General features: G+C 70.5%; 20 protein-coding genes and 1 pseudogene. 10 read left to right on the forward strand and 11 right to left on the reverse strand.

The window, feature by feature from the left end; genetic code table 11:
* Nucleotides 1-148: 148 nt before the first annotated feature.
* The 3 genes from ACIHCM_RS15075 to ACIHCM_RS15085 form a co-directional block, all read right to left on the reverse strand.
* The gene (locus tag ACIHCM_RS15075; protein WP_399894808.1) at nucleotides 149-1,198 is read right to left on the reverse strand and encodes a BMP family protein; all 1,050 of its coding nucleotides are present in this window, start codon (nucleotides 1,196-1,198) and stop codon (nucleotides 149-151) included.
* Between the two features lie 330 nt (nucleotides 1,199-1,528).
* Nucleotides 1,529-2,581, reverse strand: coding sequence for a BMP family protein (locus ACIHCM_RS15080; protein ID WP_399894811.1), 1,053 nt, complete (start codon nucleotides 2,579-2,581; stop codon nucleotides 1,529-1,531).
* A 256-nt stretch (nucleotides 2,582-2,837) separates the two neighbouring features.
* Nucleotides 2,838-4,085, reverse strand: a complete 1,248-nt coding sequence (locus ACIHCM_RS15085) for an amidohydrolase (RefSeq protein WP_399895553.1) — start codon at nucleotides 4,083-4,085, stop codon at nucleotides 2,838-2,840.
* A 266-nt stretch (nucleotides 4,086-4,351) separates the two neighbouring features.
* Between ACIHCM_RS15085 and ACIHCM_RS15090 the strand changes: the two genes are divergently transcribed.
* The gene (locus ACIHCM_RS15090; RefSeq protein ID WP_399894814.1) at nucleotides 4,352-5,014 is read left to right on the forward strand and encodes a class I SAM-dependent methyltransferase; all 663 of its coding nucleotides are present in this window, start codon (nucleotides 4,352-4,354) and stop codon (nucleotides 5,012-5,014) included.
* 4 nt (nucleotides 5,015-5,018) lie between these two features.
* Here the strand turns inward: ACIHCM_RS15090 and ACIHCM_RS15095 are convergent, their stop codons facing one another.
* From ACIHCM_RS15095 to ACIHCM_RS15110, 4 genes are read right to left on the reverse strand one after another with little or no spacing between them, the layout of a single operon-like run.
* Nucleotides 5,019-6,083 carry a hypothetical protein gene (locus ACIHCM_RS15095; RefSeq protein ID WP_399894817.1) on the reverse strand — a complete coding sequence of 355 codons (1,065 nt, stop codon included), beginning with the start codon at nucleotides 6,081-6,083 and terminating at the stop codon, nucleotides 5,019-5,021.
* Between the two features lie 58 nt (nucleotides 6,084-6,141).
* Nucleotides 6,142-7,080, reverse strand: coding sequence for an N-acetylneuraminate synthase family protein (locus ACIHCM_RS15100; protein ID WP_399894820.1), 939 nt, complete (start codon nucleotides 7,078-7,080; stop codon nucleotides 6,142-6,144).
* Nucleotides 7,081-7,094: 14 nt separating this feature from the next.
* A complete protein-coding gene (locus ACIHCM_RS15105; protein WP_399894823.1) occupies nucleotides 7,095-8,375 on the reverse strand; it encodes a cytidylyltransferase domain-containing protein in 1,281 nt (426 codons plus the stop codon).
* Nucleotides 8,376-8,407: 32 nt separating this feature from the next.
* Nucleotides 8,408-9,757, reverse strand: a complete 1,350-nt coding sequence (locus tag ACIHCM_RS15110; RefSeq protein ID WP_399894826.1) for a DUF6716 putative glycosyltransferase — start codon at nucleotides 9,755-9,757, stop codon at nucleotides 8,408-8,410.
* Between the two features lie 198 nt (nucleotides 9,758-9,955).
* Between ACIHCM_RS15110 and ACIHCM_RS15115 the strand changes: the two genes are divergently transcribed.
* The 6 genes from ACIHCM_RS15115 (at nucleotide 9,956) to ACIHCM_RS15140 (ending at nucleotide 16,187) form a co-directional block, all read left to right on the forward strand.
* The gene (locus ACIHCM_RS15115) at nucleotides 9,956-10,942 is read left to right on the forward strand and encodes a glycosyltransferase family 2 protein (RefSeq protein ID WP_399894828.1); all 987 of its coding nucleotides are present in this window, start codon (nucleotides 9,956-9,958) and stop codon (nucleotides 10,940-10,942) included.
* Complete coding sequence (locus tag ACIHCM_RS15120) at nucleotides 10,942-12,273, forward strand: alpha-2,8-polysialyltransferase family protein (protein WP_399894831.1); 1,332 nt, start codon at nucleotides 10,942-10,944, stop codon at nucleotides 12,271-12,273. Before ACIHCM_RS15115 ends, ACIHCM_RS15120 begins: the two co-directional genes overlap by 1 nt.
* 185 nt (nucleotides 12,274-12,458) lie before the next feature.
* Nucleotides 12,459-13,310 (forward strand): FkbM family methyltransferase, encoded by an 852-nt coding sequence (locus ACIHCM_RS15125; protein WP_399894834.1) that lies wholly within the window; start codon nucleotides 12,459-12,461, stop codon nucleotides 13,308-13,310.
* A 177-nt stretch (nucleotides 13,311-13,487) separates the two neighbouring features.
* Nucleotides 13,488-14,516, forward strand: coding sequence for a glycosyltransferase family 2 protein (locus ACIHCM_RS15130; protein WP_399894837.1), 1,029 nt, complete (start codon nucleotides 13,488-13,490; stop codon nucleotides 14,514-14,516).
* Entirely contained in the window at nucleotides 14,509-14,922 is a 414-nt protein-coding gene (locus tag ACIHCM_RS15135; protein WP_399894839.1) for a GtrA family protein, read from the forward strand. Before ACIHCM_RS15130 ends, ACIHCM_RS15135 begins: the two co-directional genes overlap by 8 nt.
* Entirely contained in the window at nucleotides 14,919-16,187 is a 1,269-nt protein-coding gene (locus tag ACIHCM_RS15140) for an NAD(P)/FAD-dependent oxidoreductase (RefSeq protein WP_399894842.1), read from the forward strand. Before ACIHCM_RS15135 ends, ACIHCM_RS15140 begins: the two co-directional genes overlap by 4 nt.
* 72 nt (nucleotides 16,188-16,259) lie before the next feature.
* On the opposite strand, the gene ACIHCM_RS15145 is transcribed toward ACIHCM_RS15140, so the two are convergent.
* Genes ACIHCM_RS15145 through ACIHCM_RS15155 form a run of 3 tightly spaced genes read right to left on the reverse strand, consistent with a single transcriptional unit; the run spans nucleotide 16,260 to nucleotide 21,847 of the window.
* Nucleotides 16,260-18,005 (reverse strand): hypothetical protein, encoded by a 1,746-nt coding sequence (locus ACIHCM_RS15145; protein ID WP_399894846.1) that lies wholly within the window; start codon nucleotides 18,003-18,005, stop codon nucleotides 16,260-16,262.
* Between the two features lie 3 nt (nucleotides 18,006-18,008).
* Nucleotides 18,009-20,345: a glycosyltransferase gene (locus ACIHCM_RS15150; protein ID WP_399894849.1), complete on the reverse strand. Its 2,337-nt coding sequence runs from the start codon at nucleotides 20,343-20,345 to the stop codon at nucleotides 18,009-18,011.
* On the reverse strand, nucleotides 20,342-21,847 hold the full coding sequence (locus ACIHCM_RS15155; RefSeq protein ID WP_399894852.1) for a glycosyltransferase family 29 protein: 1,506 nt from the start codon (nucleotides 21,845-21,847) through the stop codon (nucleotides 20,342-20,344). The genes ACIHCM_RS15150 and ACIHCM_RS15155 overlap by 4 nt, the downstream gene beginning before the upstream one ends.
* Before the next feature lie 285 nt (nucleotides 21,848-22,132).
* On the opposite strand from ACIHCM_RS15155, the gene ACIHCM_RS15160 reads away from it, so the two are divergent.
* Nucleotides 22,133-23,299 carry an acyltransferase family protein gene (locus ACIHCM_RS15160; protein WP_399894854.1) on the forward strand — a complete coding sequence of 389 codons (1,167 nt, stop codon included), beginning with the start codon at nucleotides 22,133-22,135 and terminating at the stop codon, nucleotides 23,297-23,299.
* Here the strand turns inward: ACIHCM_RS15160 and ACIHCM_RS15165 are convergent.
* Nucleotides 23,267-23,980 carry a TetR/AcrR family transcriptional regulator C-terminal domain-containing protein gene (locus ACIHCM_RS15165; RefSeq protein ID WP_399894857.1) on the reverse strand — a complete coding sequence of 238 codons (714 nt, stop codon included), beginning with the start codon at nucleotides 23,978-23,980 and terminating at the stop codon, nucleotides 23,267-23,269. The two genes, ACIHCM_RS15160 and ACIHCM_RS15165, sit on opposite strands and share 33 nt — an antisense overlap.
* Before the next feature lie 91 nt (nucleotides 23,981-24,071).
* Between ACIHCM_RS15165 and ACIHCM_RS15170 the strand changes: the two are divergent.
* Together ACIHCM_RS15170 and ACIHCM_RS15175 are read left to right on the forward strand one after the other, a co-directional pair.
* Nucleotides 24,072-25,487: pseudogene (locus ACIHCM_RS15170) on the forward strand (FAD-dependent monooxygenase).
* Between the two features lie 171 nt (nucleotides 25,488-25,658).
* Nucleotides 25,659-26,600 carry a class I SAM-dependent methyltransferase gene (locus tag ACIHCM_RS15175; RefSeq protein ID WP_399894860.1) on the forward strand — a complete coding sequence of 314 codons (942 nt, stop codon included), beginning with the start codon at nucleotides 25,659-25,661 and terminating at the stop codon, nucleotides 26,598-26,600.
* Nucleotides 26,601-26,662 lie beyond the last annotated feature (62 nt).

Genomic DNA, 26,662 nt, shown 5'->3' on the forward strand with positions numbered 1-26,662 from the left:
GGGGACGGGGGCCGTCTACGCGCGTAGCGCCCCTACGGCATACAAAGCGGGGTGACGTTCCGGGACAACGGGGTACAGGGAGGCCGGCTCCCCATACCCCGTTGAACGGACGTGACCCCGCGGTCACCGACTGCTCGGCAACGGCTTGTCAGCTGCTCTTGACCTTGATCTCGCCGCTGATGATCTTCTCCTTGGCCGCTTCGATGGCTTCCTGGAGCTCGGCGTCGTCCGCGAACTTCGGGTTGGAGTCCGCGAGGCCGACCTCGCCGCTCTTCAGATCGCCCCTGACGATACCGGTCTCGGGCTTGCCGTCCTCAACCGACTTCGCAAGGTTGTAGACGGCCTTGGCGACGTCCTTGGTGGCGGAGGTGAGGATCGAGTCCTTGTACTTCGCGAGGGCTTCCTGCTTGTACTGGTCGGAGTCGACGCCGATCGCCCACACCTTGTTGGCGGCGGCGGCCTCGATCACGCCCTGACCGGACAGACCGGCCGCCGCGTAGACGACGTCGGCCTTCTTCTCGATCTGGCCCTCGGCGGCCGTCTTGCCCTTGTCGGGGCTGGAGAAGCCACCCTCCTCGGCGGTCTGCGTCAGGTACTGGGAGAGGACCTTGACCTTCGGGTTCGTGTCCTTGACGCCCTGCTCGAAGCCCGCCTGGAACTTGTGGATCAGCGGGATGTCCACGCCGCCGACGAAGCCGACCACGTTGTTCTTGGTGCTCTTGGCGGCGGCCACACCGGCCAGGTACGAGGCCTCCTCCTCGGAGAAGACCAGGTCGGCCACGTTGTCCGCCTGGACCTGGGAGTCGTCGACGACACCGAAGGTGGTGTCGGGGTACTTGGCCGCGACCTCCTTCACGGCCGGCGCGTACGCGTAGCCGACGCCGATCACCGGGTTGTAGCCCTGCTTCGCCAGCGACGCGAGACGCTGCGCCTTGTCGGCGTCCGTCTCGCCCTCGGTGGGCTCGATGTCTGCCGTCTCGTACTTGAACTCGCTCTTCGCCTGTTCCAGGCCCGCGTACGCGGCGTCGTTGAAGGACTGGTCGCCCTTGCCGCCGACGTCGTAGGCGATGGCGAGGCCCTTGTCGCCCTTCGGCTCCGAGGACGAGCTCTCGGTCGAGGTACCGCCACAGGCGGAGAGGGCGAGGGCGAGAGAGGCGGTCGCTGCGCCTGCGACCGCGATGCGGGAAACCCGGCGCATGTGTGGTGCTCCTGTCGTACTGGCGGGTCCGGAGTGTGCGGGTGCGTTCCCGCGTTGTTCAGTGCGTGCCCGCACTTCCCCGGGGCACAGCGCCGTACGGTTCAGCTTCGGCGCTGGCTTCGCCGCAGATTAACGCGCGTAGACCAGCCTGAAAACCCCTTCTGTCCACCTTGTTATCCGGCCGTGGCCAACGGCACTCGGGAGGCAGGTCAGAAGCTTGCCACCCGCAAAGGGGGGTGGGGGCCTCGGGGACAGCGGAGCGGGCGGGCACCCATGGCGCCCGCCCGCTCCGTACGGATCTGTACTTTTCGCCTGCTCAGCAGCCGGGTGCTACTCGGTCTTGACCTTGATCGAGCCGTCGATGATGCCCGCCTTGGCCTTCTCCACCGCGTCCTGAAGACCCGCGATCTTCGCGTACTCCGGGTTGCTGTCGGACAGGCCCACGCCGTCGACCTTCAGGTCGAAGGTCTGGACGCCGGTCAGCGGCTTGCCGTCCTCGACGGACTTGGCAAGCTCGTACACCGCACCGCCGACGTCCTTGAGCGCGGAGGTGAGGATGTAGTTCTTGTACGCGGCCAGCGCCTCCTGCTGGTACTGGTCGGAGTCCACGCCGATCGCCCAGACCTTGGCCTTGGCGGCGGCCTCGATCACGCCCTGCCCGGACAGGCCGGCCGCCTGGTAGACGACGTCCGCGTTCTTCTCGATCTGGCCCTCGGCGGCGGCCTTGCCCTTGTCGGGGCTGGAGAAGCCGCCCTCCTCCGCGGTCTGCGTCAGGTACTGCGAGACGACCTTGACCTTGCCGCCGCCGGTCTCCGCGACGCCCTGCTTGAAGCCGGCCTCGAACTTGTGGATGAGCGGGATGTCCACGCCGCCGATGAAGCCGACGGTGTTGGTCTTGGTGGCCTTGGCGGCGGCGACGCCGGCGAGGTAGGAGGCCTGCTCCTCGGCGAAGACGAGCGAGGCGACGTTCTTGCCCTCGACGACGGAGTCGACGATGCCGAAGGTGGTGTCCGGGTACTTCGCGGCGACGGCAGTCATCGCGGGGCCGTAGGCGAAGCCGACGCCGATGACGGGGTTGTAGCCCTGCTTGGCGAGGGAGGCCAGACGCTGTTCCTTGTCGGCGTCGGTCTCGCCCTCGGTGGGCTCGATGTCGGCGGTCTTGTAGCCGTACTCGTCCGCGGCCTTCTTCAGGCCGGCGTACGCGGCGTCGTTGAAGGACTGGTCGCCCTTGCCGCCGATGTCGTACGCGATGGCGAGGCCGAGGTCTTCCTTGGAGCCGCCGTCACCGCCGCTGTCACTGCTGGTCCCGCCGCAGGCTGTGGCGGCGAGAGCGAGCGACGCGACCCCCACCGCGACGCGGGTCAGTTTGGATATCCGACGCATCTGAAGTTCCCCATTCTCCAAAGCCCCGCAGTGGGTGCTCGGTTCGGCGCACATTAACGCGCGTAGACACTCCTGGGAACGGGGTTCTCCGTGGCCGTTATCCATTCGTGCCGGTGGCCGGTTACGTATGTGTGAACCACCGGCACGAACGGGGTGCGCCTGGGGCGATCCCGGCGTGCTTCAGGGCAGGGCCGACCGCTACGGGCAAGGCTGCCCCGGCCACACCGGGGCCGCAACCGGAAAGGTCCGGGCTCGCCTACCGGCCGGCGTCGAGCAGCGCCGCCGCCGTGAACAGCTCCACACCGACCTTGATCGCGGACTCGTCCACGTCGAAGTCGCCCTGGTGGAGGTCTCGGACCGTGCGCTCACCGGGGGTGCGGACGCCGAGGCGGGCCATGGCGCCGGGGACCTGCTCCAGGTACCAGGAGAAGTCCTCGCCTCCGAGGCTCTGGTCGGTGCCCTCGACCGACCCGGGGCCGCGGCGGGCGGTCATGGCGTCGTAGAGGAGTTCGGTGACGCCGGGCTCGTTGACGACGGGCGGCACACCACGGACGTAGTTGATCTCGGACTTGGCGCGGTGCAGGTTGGCCACCTCGTCGATCGCCGCGTGGACGATGTCGGGGGCGTCCCGCCACGCCACCATGTCCAGGCACCGCACGGTCCCGGAGAGCTCGGCGTGCTGCGGGATGACGTTCGGTGCGTGCCCGGACTCGATGCGTCCCCAGGTCACCGCCAGGCCGCTGCGGGTGTCCACGCGTCGGGCGACCAGCGCCGGCACGTCGGTGACCACGCGGGCGACGGCGGTGACGAGGTCGGTGGTCAGATGCGGCCGGGCGGTGTGGCCGCCGGGGCCGTCCAGGGCGATCTCCAGTCGGTCGCAGGCCGAGGTGATGGGGCCCTCGCGCAGACCGATCGTCCCGGCGTCCACCCGGGGGTCGCAGTGCACCGCGATCATCCGCTTGACCCCGTCGAGCACCCCGCAGTCGATGGCCTCGGCGGCACCGCCGGGCAGCACCTCCTCGGCGGGCTGGAAGACGAGCCGCACGGGCTGCGGCAGCAGGCCCTGCCGGTGCAGGTCGGCGAGGATCAGGCCGGCCCCCAGCACGACGGAGGTGTGCACGTCGTGGCCGCAGGCGTGCGCCCGGTCGGGGACGGTCGAGCGGTACGGGCACTCGGTCTTGGCGTCCGGGATGGGCAGGGCGTCGATGTCGGCCCGCATGGCGAGCATCTCGGTCCCGCCTCGCCACTGATCGCCTTCTACGCCGATGTCACAGACGAGCCCGGTGCCGGCGGCGAGTACGCGCGGCCGGAGGCCGGCCTTCTCCAGCCGGGCCTTGATCGCGGCGGTCGTACGGAACTCCTGGTTGCCGAGCTCCGGGTGCATGTGCAAGTCGCGTCGGAACGCGACGAGTTCGGCACGCAGCGGCTCGGGGAGCGTGCCGGGAAGGGCGGCTCCCGCCGCTCCGGGGGCTCCGAGAAGGTCGGCGTCGGACTCCAGTGACATCAGTTGCTTCACCCTCTGAAGGGTAGGACGCCCGGACGGCCAACTGACCCGAGATCAACAAAAGTTCAGCCCGTTAGGGGAAGAAAACCTGGCCGCCGAACGCATAGGTATCGGTTGGGGTGGGTAAACTCGCCCGCTTTCCTCCCGTCGGGCAGATCACGGGTACCACCCTGTCCTCCACGCATACCATGCCCGGCCCCACCCGCGCGCTTCCGTTCACCTGACGGACCACCGCGGCACGCGCCCGCGCGGTAGCGTGCGCGACCGTGACCGAACCGGACCTGGCCTTCCTGGAGGCCACCCGCACCTCGTACGACGCCATCGCCGCCGACTACGCGGCCCGCTTCCCGGACGCGATGGGCGGCGTGCCCTTCGACCGTGCCCTGATCAGCGCGTTCGCGGAGCTGGCCCGCGCCCACTCCCCCGCCCCGGTCGCCGACCTCGGCTCCGGTCCCGGGCATGTCACGGCGCTGCTGCACGACCTGGGCGTTGCGGCATTCGGCGTGGACATCTCGCCCCACATGGTGGCCCTGGCCCGCCGCGCCCATCCCGGGCTGCGCTTCCACGTGGGCACGATGACCCGTCTGGACCTGCCGGACGCGACGCTGGGCGGCATCCTGGCGCTCTTCTCGGTCATCCATGTGCCCGACGACCACCTGCCGGTCGTGTTCGCCGAGTTCCACCGTGTGCTGCGCCCCGGCGCGCCCGCCCTGCTGGGCTTCCAGGCCCCGGACGGGGAGGACCGCCTGCACCTCACGGAGCGCTTCGGGCACGAGATCGCCCTGGACTATTTCTGGCGTACGCCCGAAAAGGTGGCGCGGCTGCTCGGCAAGGCCGGTCTGGAACCGTACGCCCGGGTCCTGCGTGAGCCGCAGGACGCCGAGAAGTACCCGAAGGCCTTCGTCCTGGTCCGCAGGCCCGTGTCGTAGCCGGTCAGACCGCCTGCACCGCCGACAGCCGGTGCACGTCCCGTGCCGTGCCCGTCACCCCGTCCAGGAAGCCCTGGGCCCGGGGTGAGGCCGTCTGGGTGAGCCAGTCGGGGCTGATGTCGCAGACGGCCACGCGGACGTCGGTGCCTGCCAGCGCGAGCGGCAGGGTGTGGACCACCGTCGAGGGGAAGCTGAGGATGGTGCGGCCCACCGGGCCACGGCGGGCGATGAGCTCCAGCGGGAGGTCGGGACGGACCACCTCCAGGCCCGTCTCCACCGCCAGGCGGTGCAGCTTCTCGACGCTCTCGCGGCGGTGCGCGAAGTAGCGGCGGGCCCCGTGCGCCTTGGCCAGGGACCGTACGGCCTCCAGATAGCGGTCGGCGTCCACGACGCCGGTCTCCACCAGCGACGTACCGACCATGTCGGCGCCCTTGCTGATGCGGGGCGGGCCGAAGCGGGCACGGGTCCAGGCGAAGTCGTTCGCGGTGACCGTGACACCGTCCGGCGTCTCGTCGATCGGCATGGACGAGAACACCTCGACCCGGCGGTCCCCGCCCGGCGTCAGACGACGCCGGGCGGAGGACGACACCGGGGCGAAGAGCAGATCACGCGGGCCGGGGCGGGCGCCCCGGCGGTGCCAGCGGACCAGGCGTTCGCCGCGGGCGAGCTGGGTGACGAACTCCATCGTCGCCGTCCCGTCGTCCACGACCACCAGCTCGCTCGCCCGCGTGATGGTGAGCAGCAGCTGCACGTAGCGAGAGAACGGATCGCCCATCACGATCCGGTCCGCGCGGCGCAGCACCCCCATGAGCCCGCCGATCGTCTGGAAGGGTGCCGACGCGCCGCCGCGCGCCTCCTCCCAGCGGACCTCGTAGCCCTCCTCACGCGCCAGTTCCGCCATCCGCCGCAGCTGGCCGCGGGTCATCGGATCGACGGGCGAGAGGACGACGAGGGTGAGCCCCGCGCCGGGCGTGTGGGCATGCGCCCACTCCAGCACGTTCAGGAGCTGTACCGGACTCTCGACGAAAGCGAGAGTGTGAGGGCCGGCATTCCCGGCGCGGGGGCTCATCGGCGTACGACCGTCCCGTGATAAGGCGTTGTGGGGGTTGTAGCGGCTGACGTGGGTGTCAGACCTGGAGGGGTTCGCCGGCCGCGGCGGCGATCTCCGCCTCGGCGACGACGCCCTGGACGCGGCGCAGCTTCTTCATCGGGCCGAGCTCGGACTCGTAGACCTTCTTGACGCCGTCACCGAGGGAGGCCTCGATGGTGCGGATGTCGCGGACGAGGCGCTGCAGGCCCTGCGGCTCCACGGAGGCGGCCTGGTCCGAGCCCCACATGGCGCGGTCGAGGGTGATGTGACGCTCGACGAAGGTGGCGCCGAGGGCGACGGCGGCGAGCGTGGTCTGCAGACCGGTCTCGTGGCCGGAGTAGCCGATCGGGACGTTCGGGTACTCCTTCTCCAGCGTGTTGATCACGCGGAGGTTGAGCTCCTCGGCCTTCGCCGGGTAGGTCGAGGTGGCGTGGCAGAGCAGGATGTTGTCGCTGCCCAGGACCTCGACGGCGTGGCGGATCTGCTTCGGCGTCGACATGCCGGTGGAGAGGATGATCGAACGGCCGGTGGCGCGCAGCGCCTTCAGCAGGTCGTCGTCGGTGAGGGACGCGGAGGCGACCTTGTGGGCGGGGACGCCGAACTTCTCCAGGAAGGCGACGGCCTCGGTGTCCCACGGGGAGGCGAACCAGTCGATGTTCTTCGACTTGCAGTACTCGTCGATCTGGCGGTACTCGTCCTCGCCGAACTCCACGCGGTGGCGGTAGTCGATGTACGTCATCCGGCCCCAGGGGGTGTCGCGCTCGATGTCCCACTGGTCGCGCGGGGTGCAGATCTCCGGGGTGCGCTTCTGGAACTTGACCGCGTCGCAGCCCGCCTCGGCGGCCACGTCGATGAGCTTGAAGGCGTTCTCCAGCTCACCGTTGTGGTTGATACCGATCTCGCCGCAGATGTAGACGGGCTTGCCGGGGCCGACCTCGCGGGAACCGAAGGTGCGGAGGCGGGAGTTGGTGCTCATGGCAGGAACTTTCCTTACTTGGGGGAGGGGTCGAGAGAGTCGAGAGAGGGTCCGAGGATCCAGCCGGCGATCTCTCGGATCGCGCCGGCACCACCCGGGACGGTGGTGACCGCGCGTGCGGCGCCGCGTACGACGTCGTGGGCGCTCGCGACCGCGACGGGCCAGCCCACGAGGGCGAAGCACGGCAGGTCGTTGACGTCGTTGCCGACGTAGAGCACGCGCTCCGGCGCGATGCCCTGCTCCTCGCACCACTGCTTCAGCGCGAGGTCTTTGCGGTCGACGCCGTGCAGCACCGGAATCTTCAGCTTCCGGGCCCGGGCGGCGACGACCGGGTTCTGCTCCGTGGACAGGATCAGCATCGTCAGGCCGCTGCGCCGCAGGGCCGCGATGCCGAGGCCGTCTCCGCGGTGCACGGAGACGAACTCCCGTCCATCGGCATCGATCAGCACCCTGTCGTCGGTCTGGGTGCCGTCGAAGTCGAGTACGACCGCGTCGATGTCGGCGGCGGTCGGAAGGGCGCCGGGGCGGTCCGCGTCGAAGAGCGGGGCCAGCGCGCGGGCGCGGGCGAGGTCGTGCGGGTCGTCGATCTCCAGCACGCGCGCGGGGTCGGTGCGTACCAGTTCGGTGCGGCCGAAGAAGCGGTGCTTGTGCTCACGGAAGCCGGCCGCGTCCATCGCGTAGGCGGCGCCGGTCTCCAGCAGGTCCTGGGGGCGGTCCTGGCGGCGCGGGCGGAACGACTTGTCGTGGTTGACGCCGTAGCCGCCGCCGTCGCTGCGGGAGTCGGCCGCGGTGACCACGTCGTCGGTGGCCGCCTCGGCGTCGGCGTCGCGCCAGATGAAACCGTGGAAGGGCGCGACGGTGACGGCGGTGTCGGCGCCGTTGTCGACGACCGCGCCGGCCACCCCGTCGATGTCCTCACGGATCACGAAGGGGCTGGTGCACTGCACGAGCAGCACGGCGTCGACCGGGGAGCCGTGCAGCGCCTCGTGGGCGTCCATGGCGTGCAGCACGGCGGCCTCGGAGGTGGCGGTGTCCCCGGCGATGGCGGCGGGGCGCAGCACGACCTCGGCGCCGGCCGAGCGGGCGGCGGCGGCGATGGCCTGGTCGTCGGTGGAGACGACGACGTCGGTCACCAGCCGGGAGGCCAGGCATTCGCGGACCGCGCGGGCCACCAGCGGTACGCCGCCGACCGGGGCGAGGTTCTTCGCGGGCACGCCCTTGGAGCCGCCGCGCGCGGGGATCACCGCGAGCACGCGGCGCACCGTCGCGCCGTGGCCCGCTTCCGGGTGGGACATGGGAAGTACTCCTTGACCAGGGTTGGTGCGGCTCACAGCTCCCCCATCCGACGGATGACGGGCGCGACCCGCTGGACGCCGTGCCGGTAGGCGCCGCGGGCGGCACGGCGCACGATCTGCCGCACGGGTCCGGGCTCCTTGTCGTGCGCGGGGGCGCCGGGCAGCGGGGTGCCGTCGGGGCCGAGGTGGTGCCGGGCGAGGATGCCGGGCAGATAGCCGGGGGCGGTCACCGGCGTGTAGTACGGCGCCAGGGGCGGCAGCCCGCCGGGCTGCCGGAGCAGCTTGGCGATGCGCTCCCGGGCCGCGTCGAAGGCGGTCTCGTACGAGCCGTCGGCGGCGACGCCCTGCCGGGCCACCCAGTCGGCGTCCGGCGTGGGCCGGTGCCCGGCGTCGAGCTGGTCCCAGGAGGCCAGGCAGCCGGAGCCGACGAAGTGGTGGTTGCCGAGGACCTCACGCACGCCGAGGTCGGAGAGGACGACGGTGGGGATCCGGCGGTGGAGCGACTCCAGCGCGGCCGTCGAGCTGACCGTGACGAGCAGGTCCGTGCGGTCCAGGACCTCGCCCATGTTGCCGTAGACGAGCTGGAAGTTGGGGGGCAGTTCGCCGAGCCTCTGCGCCAGCTTCTGGTACGGCAGTTCCTCGATGTGGGTGGTGTGCTCACCGGGCCTGGAGCGCAGCTTCAGCAGCACCTGGCGCTCCGGGTGCAGCCGCGCGTGCTGGACGAGGCGGCTGAGCAGGTAGGTACGGTCCTTGCGGTTCTCGGGGACGGACGGCTGCGCCGCGAACACGACCGTGTACGGATCGTGTTCACCCGTGTACTTGGCGCCACCCAGGAACGGGAGTGCGACCTCGGTGACCGCCGCGGAGTCGGCGCCGACCCCGTCGTACACCGCGCGGAAGCGCTCGGCGTCCTGGCGGGAGTTGGCGAGGACGAGGTCCGCGCCGTGCCGCAGCAGCAGGCCGTCGGCGAGCTTCTCGTAGACGACGCCCACGTAGCCGGTGACGACGACGGGCCGCTTCTCACGGTCGCGCCACACCTGCCGAAGCCCGTGCAGCATCGCCTGCACACCGCCGCCGACCAGGGAGAGGACCACCACGTCGTACGGCTCCCGCGCCATGGTGCGCAGAAACTCGACGGCCGTCACCTCCGTGAGCGAGTCGGCGCGCACGCCCACTTCCGCGAGCTGGCGGGGCGTGGGGGTGGCCCGGCCGCGCAGCAGAAATCCGTCCAGGGCGGGGGCAACTTGCGCCTCGCCTCGCGGTCCGGCTTCCATGGACGGGCCCGGAGCGATACGGCTCGCCGTCAGCGCACCCCATTTCCAGCGGGTGTCCGAGTCGGCGAGTACTGCGATCCGCGTGGGCTTCGTTGTACTTGGTGGCACGTCCCAGACGCTAGGAAGCAATTTCTAGTTGCTGGCCAACCTCGCCTCAACGAAAAGTTAACAGCAACCCACCGAGAGCCGAACTGGCTCGCCGAAGCCCAGGAAGTACACGGGATGCACCGTTCCGACACATTGAGTTCACCCCCCGTACCCTCACCGGAAAGTTCCCCAGCCGGGCCGCCTCCTAGGCTTTTGCCCGTGCCAAAGCTCTCCGTGATCGTGCCGTTCTACAACGTGCAGCAATACGCCCCGGACAACCTGAGAAGCCTTCGCGCGAACGCCCGGCAGGACTTCGAGTTCATCCTGGTCGATGACAAATCGAAGGACGAAACGCCGGCCATTCTCGAACGCGCGGCCGAAGAACTCTCCGCGGTCGCTCAGGTGCGCTATATCCGCAGAGAGGAAAACGGGGGGCTGGCCACCGCTCGGAACTCCGGCCTCGACGTCGCGACCGGTGAGTACATCACCTTCCTGGACGGTGACGACTGGCTCGCTCCCGGCTACTACAGCCAGCTGGTCGCGTCCATCGAGGAACTGGGCTGCGACTTCGTCCGCACCGACCACGTCCAGGCCACCCACCGGGCCCGCACCGTGCACCGCGCCCCCGTCGGGCGCCGTGACGAGGTGATGAACCCCCGCGACGCCATCCTGCCCGCCGACCGCACGACCTCCGTGGACTACGCCTACGCCTGGGCCGGCGCCTTCCACCGCCGGCTGCTGGACAAGGGCGTCCTGCACTTCACCGACGGGCTGCGCACGGCCGAGGACCGGCCGTGGATCTGGAAGCTGCACCGCGAGGCGGAGTCCTTCGCCGTGGTGAGCCTGCTCGGCGTGTTCTACCGGCGCGGTGTCGCCGGCTCCCTCACCCAGATCGGCGACGTCCGCCAGCTCGACTTCATCCGCGCCTTCGACCAGGTGGTCGAGGAGACGGCGGCGGACCCCGACGCCGACCGGCTGCTGCCCAAGGCCGTGCGCACCTACTGCGCGATCATCGCCCACCACCTGTCGGAGATCGACAAGTTCGAACCGTCCGTGGCCAAGCAGCTGCGGATCATGAGCGCGGCGGCCATAAAGCGCATGCCGCAGGACGCCCTCGGCGACGTACTCGACACCATGGACCTGCGGCGCGCCTCCAAGCTGCGGCGGCTGCGGCGCCGGATCACCACAGCGAAGGCGGCTGCCTGATGTCCCGTACCACCCAGATCTTCTGCGTCTCCACGCTGTACGGCGCGGCGACGCTGGCCGCCGCGATCGAGTCCGACTGCTTCGAGGAAGCCGACCGGCGGGTGCTGCTGGTCTTCAACAACTCGGCGACCCCGGAGACCACTCCGGCCGTCGACGAGATGCCGGGCTTCGGCACGCTGCGGGACCACTTCGACGACGTGGTGTCCTTCAACGAGGCGATCCGGCCCTTCCACCCCGGCGCCTGGCAGCCGCGCCCCGACGACATGCCGCTGTTCGAGCGCTATCTGCGGCTGCTGTGGGGCCTGGGTGACGACCGGGTCGAGCTGGTCATGGAGTCCATCCAGGTCAACCCGGCGCTCGCGCTGGCGCAGATCTTCACCGGCGCCCCGGTCCACGTCTACGCCGACGGCCTGATGAGCTACGGCCCGACCCGCAACAAGCTCGACCCGCTGGTCGGCACCCGCGTCCGGCGCCTGTTGCACCTGGACCTCGTACCCGGCCTCACCCCGCTGCTGCTGACCGAGTTCGACGTGCCGGCGCAGCTGGTGCCGACGGACGCCTTCCTCAAGGTCATGAGCGGCCTCACCGGCGTCGCCGGGGACCTGCCCGACCTGCCGGACAACGCCGCCCTGCTGCTCGGCCAGTACCTGTCCGCGCTGAACATCCTCTCCCCCGCCGAGGAGGAGGAGCTCCACGTGCGGATGGTGCGCGGGGCGGTGCAGCGCGGGCACCGGGCGATCGTCTTCAAGCCGCACCCCACCGCGCCGGCCCGCTACAGCCGTGCCCTGGAGACGGAGGCCGGGAAGCTGGGCGTGGACCTCACGGTGCTGGACTCCCCCGTCCTCGCCGAGGTGCTGTTCGCCAAGGCGCGGCCCGCGCTGGTCGTGGGCTGCTTCTCGACCGCGCTGTTCACCGCGTCCGCGTTCTACGACCTGCCGGTCGCCCGCATCGGCACCGAGCCGCTGCTGGACCGGCTGACGCCGTACCAGAACAGCAACCGGCTGCCGGTCACCCTGGCGGACGCGCTGCTGCCCGACCTGGAGAACCGCGGGAGCGAGGAGCCGATCGCGGACGAGCTGCTCACCGGGCTGGTCACCGCGGTCGGCTTCACCATGCAGCCGCAGATCCAGTCGGGCCTGCGGCCCGCCGCGGAGCGGTTCCTCTCCCAGCACCTCGGCCCGCGCACCCAGCGCTACTTCAAGAAGCGCCGGCTCACCTCGCTGGGCCTGCCCGGTGGCATCCCCGAGCGGCTGTCCTTCCTGCCCCGCAACTCCACGGCACGCCGGGTGGTGCGCCGGGCGCGGGCGTTGAAGAAGGCAGTGAAGCGCTAGATGAAGAGAGCGTGAACGGGGCGCGAAAAGCCAGAGGCCAGAAAAGAGAATCTCCGGCGCGGCGGCTTTCCGGATTCCTGATCCGGAACGCCGCCGCAGCCGCTGACCAGCGGTTACGTGGAATTACGCAAGGAATACTTCCCAAACCTTCAACTGGCAATGATCTCAGGCCTACGATCGCGGCCATGCGTATCTCCCAGGTCGAAGCCGCCAACGCCCGGATGCTGGCCCACGCCCCCTCCGTCCGGCCGGTCGCCACGAGCGACATCATCCGCACGCACCGCAAGAAGCACCCGTACCGGGGCCTTGCCGAGATCGACTCGCCGTACTGCCCGCCGTTCGTCATGTTCTGCGTCAACGACGACGCGGTCGCCCTGGACACCTTGTGGAACGGCAGATTCCAGTACGAGCCCGGCAGCCTTTCCACCTGGTCACGGCTGGCCGCGAAGAGCGCGACCATAGCCGACGTCGGCGCGCACGTCGGCTATTTCTCGATGATCGCCGCACTCGCCAACCCCAAGGCCAAGGTGCACGCCTTCGAGCCGGTGGACCAGGTGCACGCCCGTCTGGCGGTGAACATCCGACTGAACAACGTCCAGAACGTACGCCGCTACCAGGCGGGCGTCTCCAACGAGCCGGGCTGGGCCGACATCAGCGTCCGCTTCGCCGGGAACCTGCTGTCGACGGGCTCCACGCTGGAGCACGCGGCCGGCGACGCCGAACTCAAGCGGATCCAGTTGCTCACGCTGGACGAGGTGTTCGCCGACACCAAGCTCGACCTGATCAAGATCGACGTCGAGGGCCATGAGATGCCGGTCCTGGAGGGCGCCCGTCAGGTACTGAAGCGGGACCGGCCGACCGTGATGCTGGAGGCCCTGGTGGGCGCCCCGCTGGACCCGGTGCTCGCCGAGTTCGAACCGCTGGGCTACGAGGCCCACTGGGTGGCCGAGGAGGCCGAGGGACAGGACACGCTCGTCCCCGCGGACCGTCCCCGTCCGGGCGGCACGCGCAACCTGCTGTTCGCACCGCGCCGTTAGACGGTTCGCCGCCGGCGCGGCCGGCGCACCGCACACCCGGACGTCGTCCAAGCACAACGGGGGAGACGACTTCCGGACGCGACCCGTTCGTCGTATGTTCACGCACTTTCCATAGCTTCCCCCAATGGCTCAACCTTTCTCTGGCTTGTCAGCGCCGGCGCACGCGGACGGACCACGATGACCCAGCAGGACATACGTCCGCCCGCCCAGGCCATGGCTCCGGCACCACTCGCACCGGTCGAGCCGCAGCGGCCTGGGGGGCGTCAGCTCATCTCGTACGTGCTGCCGGTCTACAACGAGCAGGACGGCATCGCCGCCTTCCACCGGGCACTCACCGCGGCCCTCGCCGCGCGCCCCGAGCTCGACTTCGAGCTGGTGTACGTCAACGACGGCTCCAAGGACGGCTCGCTCGGCATCCTCAGGGACCTGGCGAAGAACGACGGGCGGGTCCGGGTGATCGATTTCGCCCGCAACTTCGGCCATCAGATCGCCATCACCGCCGGTCTCGACCTCGCCGAGGGCGACGCCGTGATCGTCATGGACACCGACCTCCAGGACCCGCCCGAGGTCAGCCTGCAGCTCGTCGACGCCTGGCGGGAGGGCGCGGAGATCGTGCACGCCAGGCGCCGTACGCGGCAGGACACCGCCTTCAAACGGGCCACCGCGTCGCTGTACTACCGCATGCTGCGCGCCTGCGCCGACGTGGACATCCCGCTCGACACCGGCGACTTCCGCCTGATCGACCGCCGGGTCGCCGAGGAACTGCGCAAGTACCGCGAGCGCAGCCGGTTCGTGCGCGGCATCGTCGCCTCGATGGGATACCGCCAGGCGGAGGTGGCGTTCGACCGCGACGAGCGGTTCGCCGGGGAGACCAAGTACCCGCTGAAGAAGATGGCCAAGCTCGCCATCGACGGCGTGACCAGCTTCTCCACGGTGCCCCTGCGGATGATCACCCGGCTCGGCTTCGTCGTGCTGGTGCTGTCGCTGATCGGCATCCTGTACGCGCTGGGCATGAAGATCTTCCGGCCCGACATCACGGTCTCCGGCTGGACGATGCTGATGGTCGTGGTGCTGTTCCTCGGCGGCACCCAGATGCTGTCCCTGGGTGTGCTCGGCACCTACATAGGGCGTATCTACAGCGAGGCACAGGGGCGCCCCCTGTATCTGGTGCGCGAGGTGATCGGTGGTTCCGCGGCCGATGACTGAGACCACGGCCGCGATCCAGGCGCCCGAGCAGTCCCGGACCGTACGCCAGCTGGTCCGCTACACGCTCATCGGAGGCAGCGGCGTCGCCCTGGACCTGCTCGTCTTCCTGCTGCTGCACAACATGGCCGGGGTGCACGAGCAGGTCGCCAACATCGTCAGCACCACCCTCGGCATCACCAGCAACTTCTTCCTGAACGCCCGGTTCACCTTCGAGCGGCGTGACCGGATGGTGGTGCGCTTTGTGCGCTTCTACGCCGTGGGGCTGACCGGCATCGCCCTGACGTACCTGCTGTTCCTCGCCTTCACCGACGCGCTGGGCGTCGACCCCAACCTCGTCAAGGCCGGCTCACTGCCGCCGGTCCTGGCGCTGCAGTTCGTGCTCAACAGAAAGTGGAGCTTCGCATGAACCTCGGCATCATCGGCGCGGGCGCCACCGGGCTGACGGCCGCGTGGGACGCCGTACGGGCCGGTCACCAGGTGACCGTCCTGGAGGCGGCCGCCGAACTCGGCGGGCTGGCCGCCTCGCTGGAGGTCGGCGGAGTTCCCCTGGAGCGCTACTACCACCACATCTTCCGCAGCGACAAGGCGATGATCGCCCTGATCGAGGAGCTCGGGCTCGGTGACGCGCTGCGCTTCCACAGGCCGACGACCGGCATCTACCGGGGCGGCAGGCTGATCGACTTCACCTCGCCCGTGGACATGCTGCGCTTCCCGGAGTTCTCACCCGCCGACGCCGTGCGGTTCGCCGGATCGTCGGCGCTGCTGAAGGCCGTGCGCGGCGGTGAGCGCTACAACGACCTGACGGCGCTGTCCTGGCTGCGCCGGTGGGCCGGGCGGAAGGCGACCGCCGCGATCTGGGAGCCGCTGCTGCGCGGCAAGTTCGGCGACCGCGCCGAGCAGGTGTCGATGGCGTGGCTGTGGGCCCGTATCCACTGCCGTACGTTCGAACTCGGCTATGTCGATGGCGGGTTCGAGCGGGTGTACGCGGCGCTGCGCGACGGGATCGAGGAGCGCGGCGGCAAGGTGGAGTTCGGCAAGGCGGTGCACACGATCCGGCAGGACGGGGACGCGGCACCCGCCGTGGTGGAGTGCGCGGACGGGTCGCGCCACGAGTTCGACCAACTGATCGTCACCACCCCGCAGCCCGCCTTCGCCAAGGCGGCCGGACTGCCGGCGAACGACTCGGTGTGGAGGAACCAGTACCTGGGTGCCACCTGCTTCGTCCTCGAGCTGGACCGCAGCGTCATACCGTACTACTGGCTCAACATCAACGAGCCGGACTTCCCGTTCCTCGCCGTGGTCGAGCACACCCGGATGATCGATCCGGCCGTCTACGGCGGCCGGCACGTCCTCTACGTCGGCAACTACGTCGAGCGTGAGGACTGGCGCTTCACCACCGAACCGGCCGAGCTGCTGGCGGCGTTCGTGCCGTACCTGAAGCGGATCAACCCGGCCTTCGAGGAGTCCTGGATCCAGGACTGGCACTTCTCCAGGGCCGGGTTCGCCCAGCCGGTGGTGACCCCCGAGTACCGGTCGCTGATCCCCGGCCACGACACGCCGATGAGCCGGGTCAAGCTGGTCACCATGGCGCAGATCTACCCGCAGGACCGGGGCCAGAGCTACTCGGTGGAGCTGGCCCGCAAGGTCACCGCCTCGCTCGGCCTGCGCTGAGTCCGGGGCTGCCCGGACCCGCCAGTGGCGCGGATCGGACGGGCCGATCCGCGCCACCTGTGCGTGAGCCGGTCAGTTCGCCTGGCCGGCGCCGTTCTTGCGGGTGCACAGCACCGTCTTGTCGCCCTGCGCCGGGGCCGGCGGGCAGTCGTACACCGCGGAGATCCGTCGCTGAAGCGCCGGGTCGACGCTGCCGGGCCGGAACCAGCTCCAGTCCAGTACCGCGTAGGGAGCCGGGTCGTGGTCGACGCAGTCGGCGTTCTCCCGGTACGACGGCAGCTCGGCTACGTCCGCGATGAACCGGGTGCGCTGGAGGAACGTGGCGATCGGGTAGCGGCACTGGACGGGGTGGTCCAGGTAGTACGCCGTGTCGCCGAACGCCAGGTAGAGCACCGGCGCGTCCTGGGGCATCGCCGCCCCCAGCCGCGCGGCCACCGCCTGGTTGTCCCGCATCTCGTGCAGGTAGTCGGTGCTGGTCGCCATCACCTTGCCGTCCAGCACCCGGTGCGGCGACCCGGGCCAGATGGCGCCCGTCAGGCACACCACCCCGGCGAGGGAGATCACCGCGGCGGCCCCCACTCCGCGCGGCCCCGTGCGGCGGCCGGAGCGATTCCGCCGTGCCGCCACGAGCGTGTCCGCACCCGCGGCCACCAGGGCGGCGAAGCACAACGCCCAGGCGGTCGCGGGGCGTTGCAGACCCTCCGGCGCGCCGGTGTACAGCACGGGCAGCACGCCGTACGCGAGGGACACGGCGCCGAAGAACCACGGTGGCGAACGGCGTGCGCCGCCCACGGCGAGGCCCCACAGCGCGGCGGCGAGAACGGGCAGCTGCGCTCCGTGGTACGAGAACCAGTTGCCCTGCACGACCACGGATCCGAGTGCGCCCAGGCCGATCACCACCGCGACCAGGAGCAGTTCGGCGAGCCTGCGCCTGCCCCGGACCCGGGACAGCACCAGCAGCAGCGCTCCCGGCAGGAGCAGCAGCACCGGGGTGAGGATCGCCCGGTCGGCCAGCCAGGCCACCGACTGGTGGAAGGTGGCGCCGAGGTCGAGGCCGGTGCGGCCGAAGGAATCCTGGTTGATGCGCGGCATGTCCTCGGTCCACCGCCACTCGCGGGACCCGGCGAGCAGGCTCAGACCGAACAGCCCGATCGAGCCGGCCGCCGTGAGCAGACCCAGCCGCACGGCCCGGCCGCGGTCCACGACGTAGACCAGCAGCAGCCCGACGGCGGCCGTGGCGGCGGTGGAGTACTTCATCATCACCGCGAGGCCCATCGGCAGGGTGCCGAGCAGTGCCGCGGGCCAGGGGCGGTCGAGACCGAGCACGGCGGCGATGCCGAACACCGTCAGCACGACGGCCGCCCACTCGGGCTGGAGGAAGTCGGTGCGCGGAGCCAGGGCCAGCGCGAGGCCGGTGGCGCCCGCGGTGAGGGCCGCCTCCCGGCCGGTGACCCGGCGCAGCAGCGCGGTGTGCAGGGCGTAGGCGGCAGCGGCGGCCAGCAGGACGCCCACGGCCGCCATGATCGCCTCGCGGGTGGTCACCCCGCCGAACGTGAGCACGTCCAGGCCGGCCACGAACCACCGGTAGAAGAACGGACGATGGGTGAAGACCTCGGACGGTGACCAGCCGGCGGCGTCCCCGGTGCGCAGGGCGCCGAGGACGTAGTGCAGGTCGCCGGTGAGACGGCGGGTGAGGACGGTGTAGGCCACGGCCGCGGCGGCGGGCAGCGCGACCACCGCCCACCACAGGGGAGAGCGACGCCCACGCTCCCGGGGCCGCGCGGCCCCGGGAGCGTCGTCGACCGTGAGGGTCGCCATGGATCAGCCGCCGAGGACGGTCCGCAGTTCTGCGGCGTTCGCCTGGGTGACCTTCCACAGCTCCTGCTGCCGGCCGTGCACGTCGGCCACCGTCTTGGCGTGGTCGGCGAGCAGGTCGCGGGAGCGTTCGACGAGCACCTCGGCGAGGTTGCGGTCGTGCACGGAGACACCCCACTCGGGGCGCTCGATGTCGCGCAGGAAGTACGCCATCTTCGGGTGCGAGATCAGGCTGATGATGGGCGTGCCGCAGCCGAACGGGATCATGCCCGCGTGGCCTCGCATGCCGATGACCAGCTTGGTGCGCGCGTACAGGTCGCGGATCTCGTCGTTCTCGAAGTCGTACATCGGGATGACGGGCATCGACACGCCGTGCTCGCGGCGCAGGTCGAAGGCGATCCGCTCGTCGTCGAGCGAGTGCGCCACGCACTGCACCTCGGCGAGGTCGCCGAGTTCCCGCACGGCCTTGGCCATCTGGGCCAGGAAGTAGCCGTAGTCGTGGCCGAAGCGCAGCGCGGCACGGTCGTAGGCGGCGTTGATGAGGATGGTGTCGTCGCGCTGCGCCGGGTCCTGCCAGTCGGCGACGAGCTGGCGGGTGACCGTGGTCGGGCACGGCTGGAAGCGCACCTTGTCGTGCAGGTGTGCCGGGATCATGGCCCGGACCTTCTCGATCGAGCCGTGGTTGCGCAGCCCGAAGAAGGCGGACTTCTCCACCAGCAGCCGCAGCGACTCGCGGAACCGCTGGGCCCGGTAGCTCTGCCCGTCGAAGGCGTTGAAGCCGACGGCGTACACCGCGATGGGGACGTCGATGCGCTTCAGCAGCTCGTCGGGGACGTTCCACTGCCAGGCGCTGTTGCCGTTCGGCATGGTGTCCGGGATGAACAGGCCGCCGCCGCCGATGACCATGCCACGGCGGGCGTTGACGCGCTCCAGCGCCGCCTCGTCGAACAGGCGGTGGGCGTGCACGGAGTGGAAGCGGCGGCTCGTGGTGTCGGCGTCGAAGGCCAGGCGGACGCTCTCCGGGAGCAGCTTGTCACCCGCGTTGCCCTGCCGGTCCATGTAGAACGCGACGTGCGCGAGCTGCTCGGCGGCGCTGCCGGACTGCTGGGCCGGGACGCTGATGGTGCGCTGGTGCCAGATGCGGCTGGCCCGGTGCGTCGGGTCGACGGTCAGGCCCTGCTGGGCGTACTTGTGCGAGGCGGCGTCGTCGCCGTGCACCCAGGAGATCAGCGCGAGGCGGGCGAAGGCGGTGGCGGCGCGGTTGGGCGCGGCCGTCGCCAGCAGCAGCTGCGCCTTGGCCTCCTCGTAGCGGGAGACGGCCAGCAGCGCGTGCCCGTAGACCTCGTGCGGCCAGGCCTCGTCCACGGGGATGTGGACGCGCTCCATGATGTCGACGGCGGCCTGGTAGTCACCTGCGCCGATGTGTGCGAGGGCGACGCGGCGGGCGGTGTCGACATCACCTGTGCGCTCGACGTACGGGGTGCCGAAGTGCACCAGCAGGTCGCGGTGCGTGGTGCCGCCCGCGGCCACGTACGCCGCGTGCAGCTCGGCGTCCGTCATGTCGAACTCGCGCCAGCGTTCCTGCGCCTTGTCGTAACCCGCCTCGCCGCCCTGCCAGGGCTTGTGGCGGCCGGTGAAGTGCAGGATCGCGGTGTCGTCGGGGACCGCGAGGTCGCCGGAGAGCCGCCGCTTGACGAAGTTGTACTTCGGGTCGAGGCGGACGAAGTCGCCGTCCAGGACCGCGTTGAGGATGCCCTGGTCGTGCTTGTCGAGCTCGTAGGCGCCGGTGCGGCCGACGTGGTCGATCTTCGCGTAGAACTCGTCGCTCAGGTACTCCTTCTGAATGACGAGCAGACCGCTGTTGAGCTTGTGCTGGCCGTAGAAGAACTGCGGTACGGCGGCAAGGCCCTCGCGCAGCGAGAGCAGCTCGGAGATCGAACCCAGGACCACCATGTCGGTGTCCAGGGTGATCACGGTGTCGTAGTCGCGGATCTTGAAGACGTCGAGGATGAAGTACGCCTTGCGCACCAGGTAGTTGTCCTGGTCGCCCTTGGCGTAGGAGTCGTAGTGGCCGGCGTCCACGCGGCGGAAGCTGACGCGCGGGTGCAGGGCGCGGATGCGGGCTACGGAGGACGGCTTGAGGTCGTCGTGCAGGACGATGAAGTCCTCGCACACGCCCGGGTTCGACAGCGCGAGCGACCGCAGCAGGGCCAGGAAGCCGGGCAGGTAGTTCTCGTCGACGAAGCTGGCGAAGGCGATGCGGCGCTTGCCGGTGAGCGCGCGGGCATCGGTGGCCGGGGCCGCGGTGTGAGCTTCGGCGGGGGATATGTGGGTCGCGGTCATCGCAGGGAGATCCTCATGCCGGAGACGCTCTGGGCCCGTTCCATGACCCACGCCTTCTCGCTGGTGTATTCGTGAACGGACGTGATGGGCATCTTCATCGCCGCGTCGATGCGGTACGCACCGCTCTCGTAGAAGTCGAAGCCGATCAGGTCGATGGCCGGGCTGACGTCGAGGAAGTCGAGCAGCCAGAGCATGTTGAAGCCGGAGGTGGGGATCGACGGCCACCTGTCCGTTCCCCACTTGCCGATGTTGCGCACGGGCCAGCGCAGCGACTCGTCGCCGAGGTACTTCTGCGCGCCCGGCACCAGGCGGTTGCGCAGCGAGTACTTCCAGTCACCCGAGATCCCGCCGAAGACCAGCCGCGTGTCGACCTGCTGGTCCCAGTTGAAGCCGTGCTTGTGGATGGTGACGTGGATGTCGGTCCGCTTGCCGGTGTTCGCCGCGTCGATCTTGTACGAGTTGAAGCGCACGACCAGGTCGTAGGCGTCGATCTCGGTGCCCTTGCCGCTCTCGCCGACCTTGCCGGAGTTGGCGATCAGGGCGATGGACTTGCCGGCGATCCGGTTGCGGAACTCGCCGAGGCTGATCCACTGCAGGCCGCCGAAGGTCGGGTCCTCCAGCGGGCCGCGCATGCGGTTGCGCCGCTGCTCCGCGAAGAGGCCGATGGCCTCGGTCAGCTCGGGGCTGGGCCGGTGATGGACGCCGGTGCTCAGGTCCAGGTAGTGGCTGAGCGCCTCCTGGAACTCCTGCTCGGGCGCCTCCGTGCGGTCGAGAGCGACCAGCGCGCCCACCAGCTGCGCCTGGGCCCGCTCCCAGTCCCCCGCGGCGTGCGCCGCGAGGCCCTCGGCCCACACGTCGGTCGCGGGGCCGGCGGCGTACGCGGCGGCGTCCGGGACGGTGCGCTTGAGCAGGGCGAGCAGTTCCCCACGCTTCTCCTGCGCGGTGCGCAGGCCGGCCACCTTGGCCCGGACGCCGAAGCCGTCCTCCTGGGTGAGCCCCAGGTAGCGTTCGAAGGCGTCGACGGCGGCGGCGGGGCGGCCCATGGCCTCCAGCAGCCGGCCGCGCAGCCGCCAGCCGGCGCGCGAGTTCTTGCGCTGCGACAGCACCGTGTCGGTGATGAGCAGGGCGAGGTTCAGCTCGTCGTCGTAACCGCAGTCGAGTGCCTTGTTGCCGACGGCGAGGAGCGCGTCCAGCAGTTCGTTGCCCAGGCTGCCGCCGCCGACGGACTTCGCGCCGCGCCGGATGAGGTTGCCCGCGCCCGCTGCCGCCGACTGGGGCTGCTCCTGGGCGGCCCAGAGGGCGAGCAGCTCGCGCAGCTTCTCGGCCAGCGTGATCCGCCGGGGGTCGAGGCTGCCCACGAGCTTGCCGCTGTGCACCGCGCAGGCGCGCAGGCAGTCCTCCAGCTCGACCGGAGTGATCTGAGCGGTCGGCGGACCGGCGTCAGTGGCCGCCGATGCCGTGTCCCCTGTTCGGGAACGTGACCATCTGCTGCGAACCGTCATGGTGCTCCTGCTCTGGATGTGACGAAGCAGGCAAGGATCTGCCTCGGTAAACCTGGTGGGTTGGAGAACACTAAGAAACCAATACGACGAAAAGGTGAACCGATTGGGGCCGGTGGGCAAATCGTCTTTCCGTCGAACGGAATTCCGTCAACCGACGTCCTAGGGTGGCGAGGGCGTCGCAGGGCGTTGACACACACCTCCGGGGTTATGACGGTTGCGGGCGCTTTGGGCAGGATGGCGCCCATGCAGACCCACGGACAGACGAGGTAGCCGAGGTATTCCAGCGTGACCGAGACGGTCGTCAGTACAGCCAAGCCCCACACCGCCACCGCCGCGCCCTCGCAGCCGCGCGAGGTCACCGGCGTCCGGCCGCGGCCCAGAACGACGGGGGGCCGGCTGCGGGCCCTGGACGGGCTGCGACTGCTGGCCGCGCTGATGGTGGCGCTGTACCACTACGGCGGCCGGGGCGGTGAGGTCACCCACGCCTGGGGGTCCTCACCGAAGGTCCAGTTCCCCTCGCTGCACTCATGGTTCGCCTACGGCTGTCTCGGCGTCCAGATCTTCTTCGTGATCAGCGGCTTCGTCATCTGCATGAGCGGCTGGGGCCGGCCCCTGCGCTCCTTCTTCGCCTCCCGCGTCGCCCGCCTGATGCCCTCCTACTGGTTGGCCGTCGTCCTGGTGACGGCCGTGTTCGCACTGCCGGGCGTGGCCTACGAGGCGGTGTCACCAAGTGACGCGCTGGTGAACCTGACCCTGCTCCAGCAGCCGCTCGGCGCCGACCGGGTGCTCGGCGTGTGCTGGACGCTGTGGGTGGAGATCCGCTTCTACGCGCTGTTCGCCGTGTGCATCGTGCTGCCGGGGGCCAACCGGCAGCGGGTGGTCATGCTGTGCGCCGTGTGGACCCTGCTCGCGGCCATCACCCAGGCCGCCGGCCAGCCGTTCCTGGACCTGGTCGTGATGCCGGAGTACGCGCCCTTCTTCATCGGCGGCATGGGCATCTACCTGCTGCACCGCAACCGGCGGGACGTCACCGCCTGGGGCATCGTCGCGGTGAGCTGGCTGACCGGGCAGCACCAGGCGGTGTCCAGCCTCTGGCACAGCCCGCAGCCGGACCAGTTCTCGTACCGCTCCGCCTCGGTGATCATCCTGATCGTCACCTTCGGCTTCGTCGCGGTGCTCGCGGTGGCGCTCGGCTGGCTGAACTGGGCCGACTGGCGCTGGCTGACGGTCGCGGGCGCGCTGACGTACCCCTTCTACCTGGTCCACGAGCACCTGGGGTGGCCGGTCATCGAGGTGCTGCACCAGGACTTCGGGCTCGCCTCATGGCTGACGATCACCGCGACGCTGACGACGATGCTGGTGCTGGCGTGGCTTTTCAACCGGTATGTGGAGAAGTGGGCCACGCCGTTGCTGCGGCGCTCACTGACGCAGATTCAGGCGCCGAAGGTCTGATCCCGGCTCAACGGACGAGACGGCGGCCGTGCGCAGGGTCGCCGCGACCCCCTCGATCACCGCCCGCAGGCCCGTCTCGAAGCCGCGGTCGCGGTCCCGGAACATCTCGTCCCCGGCTGCCGCGGCCAGCGGGAAGCCGGCCAGGCGCTCGGCGCGCGCGTCGAGGTCGTAGCCCCCCTCCCCGGCGGCCGGGCCGGGGCCCATCCCCTGCTCCTCGATGACGTGCCCGATGGTGTAGCTGTACGCCGTGAACCAGGCCCGCGCGGCGGCCGCCGGCGTGAACCCGGCGCCCGTGAGCAGGGCCAGGTGCGCCTCCATGGGCTCGGCGTACGACAGGTCCGTGAAGCGCGTCCCGGCGTAGACCTTGGCGCCGTCGCGGTAGCGCAGCAGTTCCGCGCGCAGACCGCTCATCCGGCCGAAGAACAGCTCCCGCCAGTCCTCGCCGGCGGCCGGCTCCGCCATGGGCTCGGCGTACATACGCCGCATCATCTCCGTGGCCACCTCGTCGAGCAGCGCCTGTTTGTCCTTGAAGTGCCAGTAGAGGGCGGGCGCCTTGACGCCCAGCTCCTTGGCGATCGCGCGCAGGGTCAGACCCTCCAGGCCCACCTCGTTCAGCAGCCGCAGGGCGGTGTCCGCCACGCGCCGCCGGTCCAGCGGTGCTCGTCGTTCCGTGTTGCTCACGTCCGTCAACCTATCCCGCGCTTGACAGCTTAACGATGTTAAGGGTGCGGTTCCGGACAGTGCGGCTTAACGGCGTTAAGGAGAGCTCCACGTGGACACGCAGGACGTATTGATCGTGGGCGCGGGCCCCGCCGGCCTCACCCTCGCCATCGACCTCGCCCGGCGCGGAGTCGGCGCGCTCGTGGTGGAGCGCGCGCGGAGGCTGTTCCCCGGCTCACGCGGCAAGGGCATCCAGCCGCGCACGATGGAGGTCTTCGACGACCTGGGCGTGGTGGACGCGATCCGTGCGGCCGGGGGCAGTTATCCCGTCGGGATGATCTGGCAGGACGGCCAGAGGACGGGCGAGCACCACATGGTCGACCCGGCCGAAGTGACCGAGGACTCGCCGTACGGCGAGCCCTGGATGGTGCCGCGGTGGCGCACGCGGGAGATCCTCTTGACCCGCCTGAGGGAACTGGGCGGACGCGTCGGCTTCGGCCGGGAGGTCGTGGGCCAGGAGCAGGACGGCCGGCGGGTGACCGTGCGTCTCGCCGACGGCGGCACCCTGAGCGCCCGCTAGGCCGTGGCGGCCGACGGCGGCCGCTCCGCTCTGCGCCGCGCTCTCGGCATCGCCATGACCGGCGGGACCGTCGACCCCAGCCCCATGCTGGTGGCCGATGTCCGGATCACCGGGCTCGACCGGGACAACTGGCACCTCTTCCCGCCCGCCGAGGGCGGCGACTTCCTCGCGGTCTGCCCCCTCGCCGGCACCGAGGACTTCCAGATCTCCGCCCGCTTCCCGGAGCGCACCTCACCCGACCTGTCCGCCGACGGGATCCGGCGGCTCGTCGCCGCCCGCTCGCACCTCGCGCCCGACGACGTCACCGAGGTGCGCTGGGCCTCGGACTTCCGGCCGCGGGCGGCGCTGGCGGACCGGTTCCGCAAGGGGCGGGTCTTCCTCACCGGGGACGCGGCGCACATACCTTCACCGGCCGGCGGGCAGGGCCTCAACACCAGCGTGCAGGACGCCTACAACCTGGGCTGGAAACTCGCCGCGGTGCTGCGCGGCCACGCCCCGGACGCACTGCTCGACACCTATGAGGAGGAGCGGCGGCCCAATGCCGCCCGGATGCTCGGCCTGTCCACCGGCGTCCACCGCGGCGAGGTCCGGCGCGGCGCGGCGACCCGCCAGCTCGGGATCGGTTACCGCGACTCCTCACTGAGCGAGGAAACCCGCACCGGCCTCGGCACCGGGCTGCGCGCGGGCGACCGCGCACCGGACGGAGCCCCGGACGGGGTACGGCCGTTCGACGCCTTCCGGGGGCCGCACTGGACGCTGCCGGCCGTGGGCACCGGGGCGGATCTCCCCGCGCTTCCCGTTCCCACGCTGCGGATTCCGGCGTACGGTCCCTACGGCACCGGCGTGTTCCTGATCCGGCCCGACGGTCATGTCGGCTGGGCGGGCGCCTCGGGCGCGGGACTCGCCGAATACGCGGCCCGCACGGGGGTAGCCGAAGCATCCCGGTAATCGTTCACCGGGCGTGGCGCCGTTCGCGTCACGGGCACGGCCAAGAACGCGTACGGTACGTAGGGAATTGACCCGGTATTCACCTTCTCCGTGGTTTGGACTGGTTGTCCACCCGGGAAGGCGCCGGGCAGCTCCTGACCGCACACCGCAACGAGGAAGTGCTCGCCTTTCATGACCACTGCACATGAGGCGCCCCCGCGGCCCCGTCGGCTCGACGACGTCCCAGGCTGGTTCCCCGTACTCGACCAGGTGCTCTTCGACTGGCTTCTGAGCCGGCAGGAGGCCGCGGGTGTCCGCGGTGACCTGCTGGAGGTCGGGGTCTACATGGGCAAGAGCGCGATCTTCCTGGGCCGCCATCTGCGGGAGGGCGAGCGCTACACCGTGTGCGACCTCTTCGAGGGCGACGCCCCGGACGACGCGAACCGGGCCGAGTCGACGAAGTCGTACAGCGCGCTCACCCGCCAGGTCTTCGAGACCAACTACCTCTCCTTCCACGACGAACTGCCGCGCGTCGTGCAGGGCCCCAGCTCGCTCGTGCCCGGCGAGGTCGAGCGGGACTCCTGCCGGTTCGTCCACGTCGACGGCTCGCATCTCTACGAGCACGTGTACGACGACATCGGTGCCGCACGCGATGTCCTGCTGCCGGACGGGATCGTCGTCCTGGACGACTTCCGCTCCGAGCACACTCCCGGTGTCTCGGTCGCCGTCTGGGAGGCCGTGCTCAGCCGGGGGCTGCGCCCGATCTGCCTGACCACACAGAAGCTGTACGGCACCTGGGGCGACCCGGAGCCGGTGCAGGACGAGCTGCTGGCGATGGTCCGCGGGCGGGACGACTGCGGACTCAGCGTGCAGCAGGCCGCCGGGCACCGGCTCGTCAGGCTGAAGTCCAAGGGCATGAAGGCGCCCGACTTCCCGCCCTCCCGTCACGCGCAGGAGGACGCCGCGCCGACCGTGCCCAAGCCCGCCGCCTCCGTCTCGGCGGCGACCCGCCCGGCCCCGCCCCGCAAGCCCCGCAGCCGCGCCCGCCGCCTGGCGGCCGACCTGCTGCCCCCGCTGCTGACCCGCGCGATCCGCAACGCCCGCGCGGCCAAGCGGTCACCGGCCTCGCGCTGACGCCCCGCCACGACGGGCACGTCGTGGCCGCACGCTGACCCGCTTCCCGGGAGCGGGTCAGC

The sequence above is a fragment of the Streptomyces sp. NPDC052023 genome (assembly GCF_044548465.1).
Classification (GTDB): domain Bacteria; phylum Actinomycetota; class Actinomycetes; order Streptomycetales; family Streptomycetaceae; genus Streptomyces.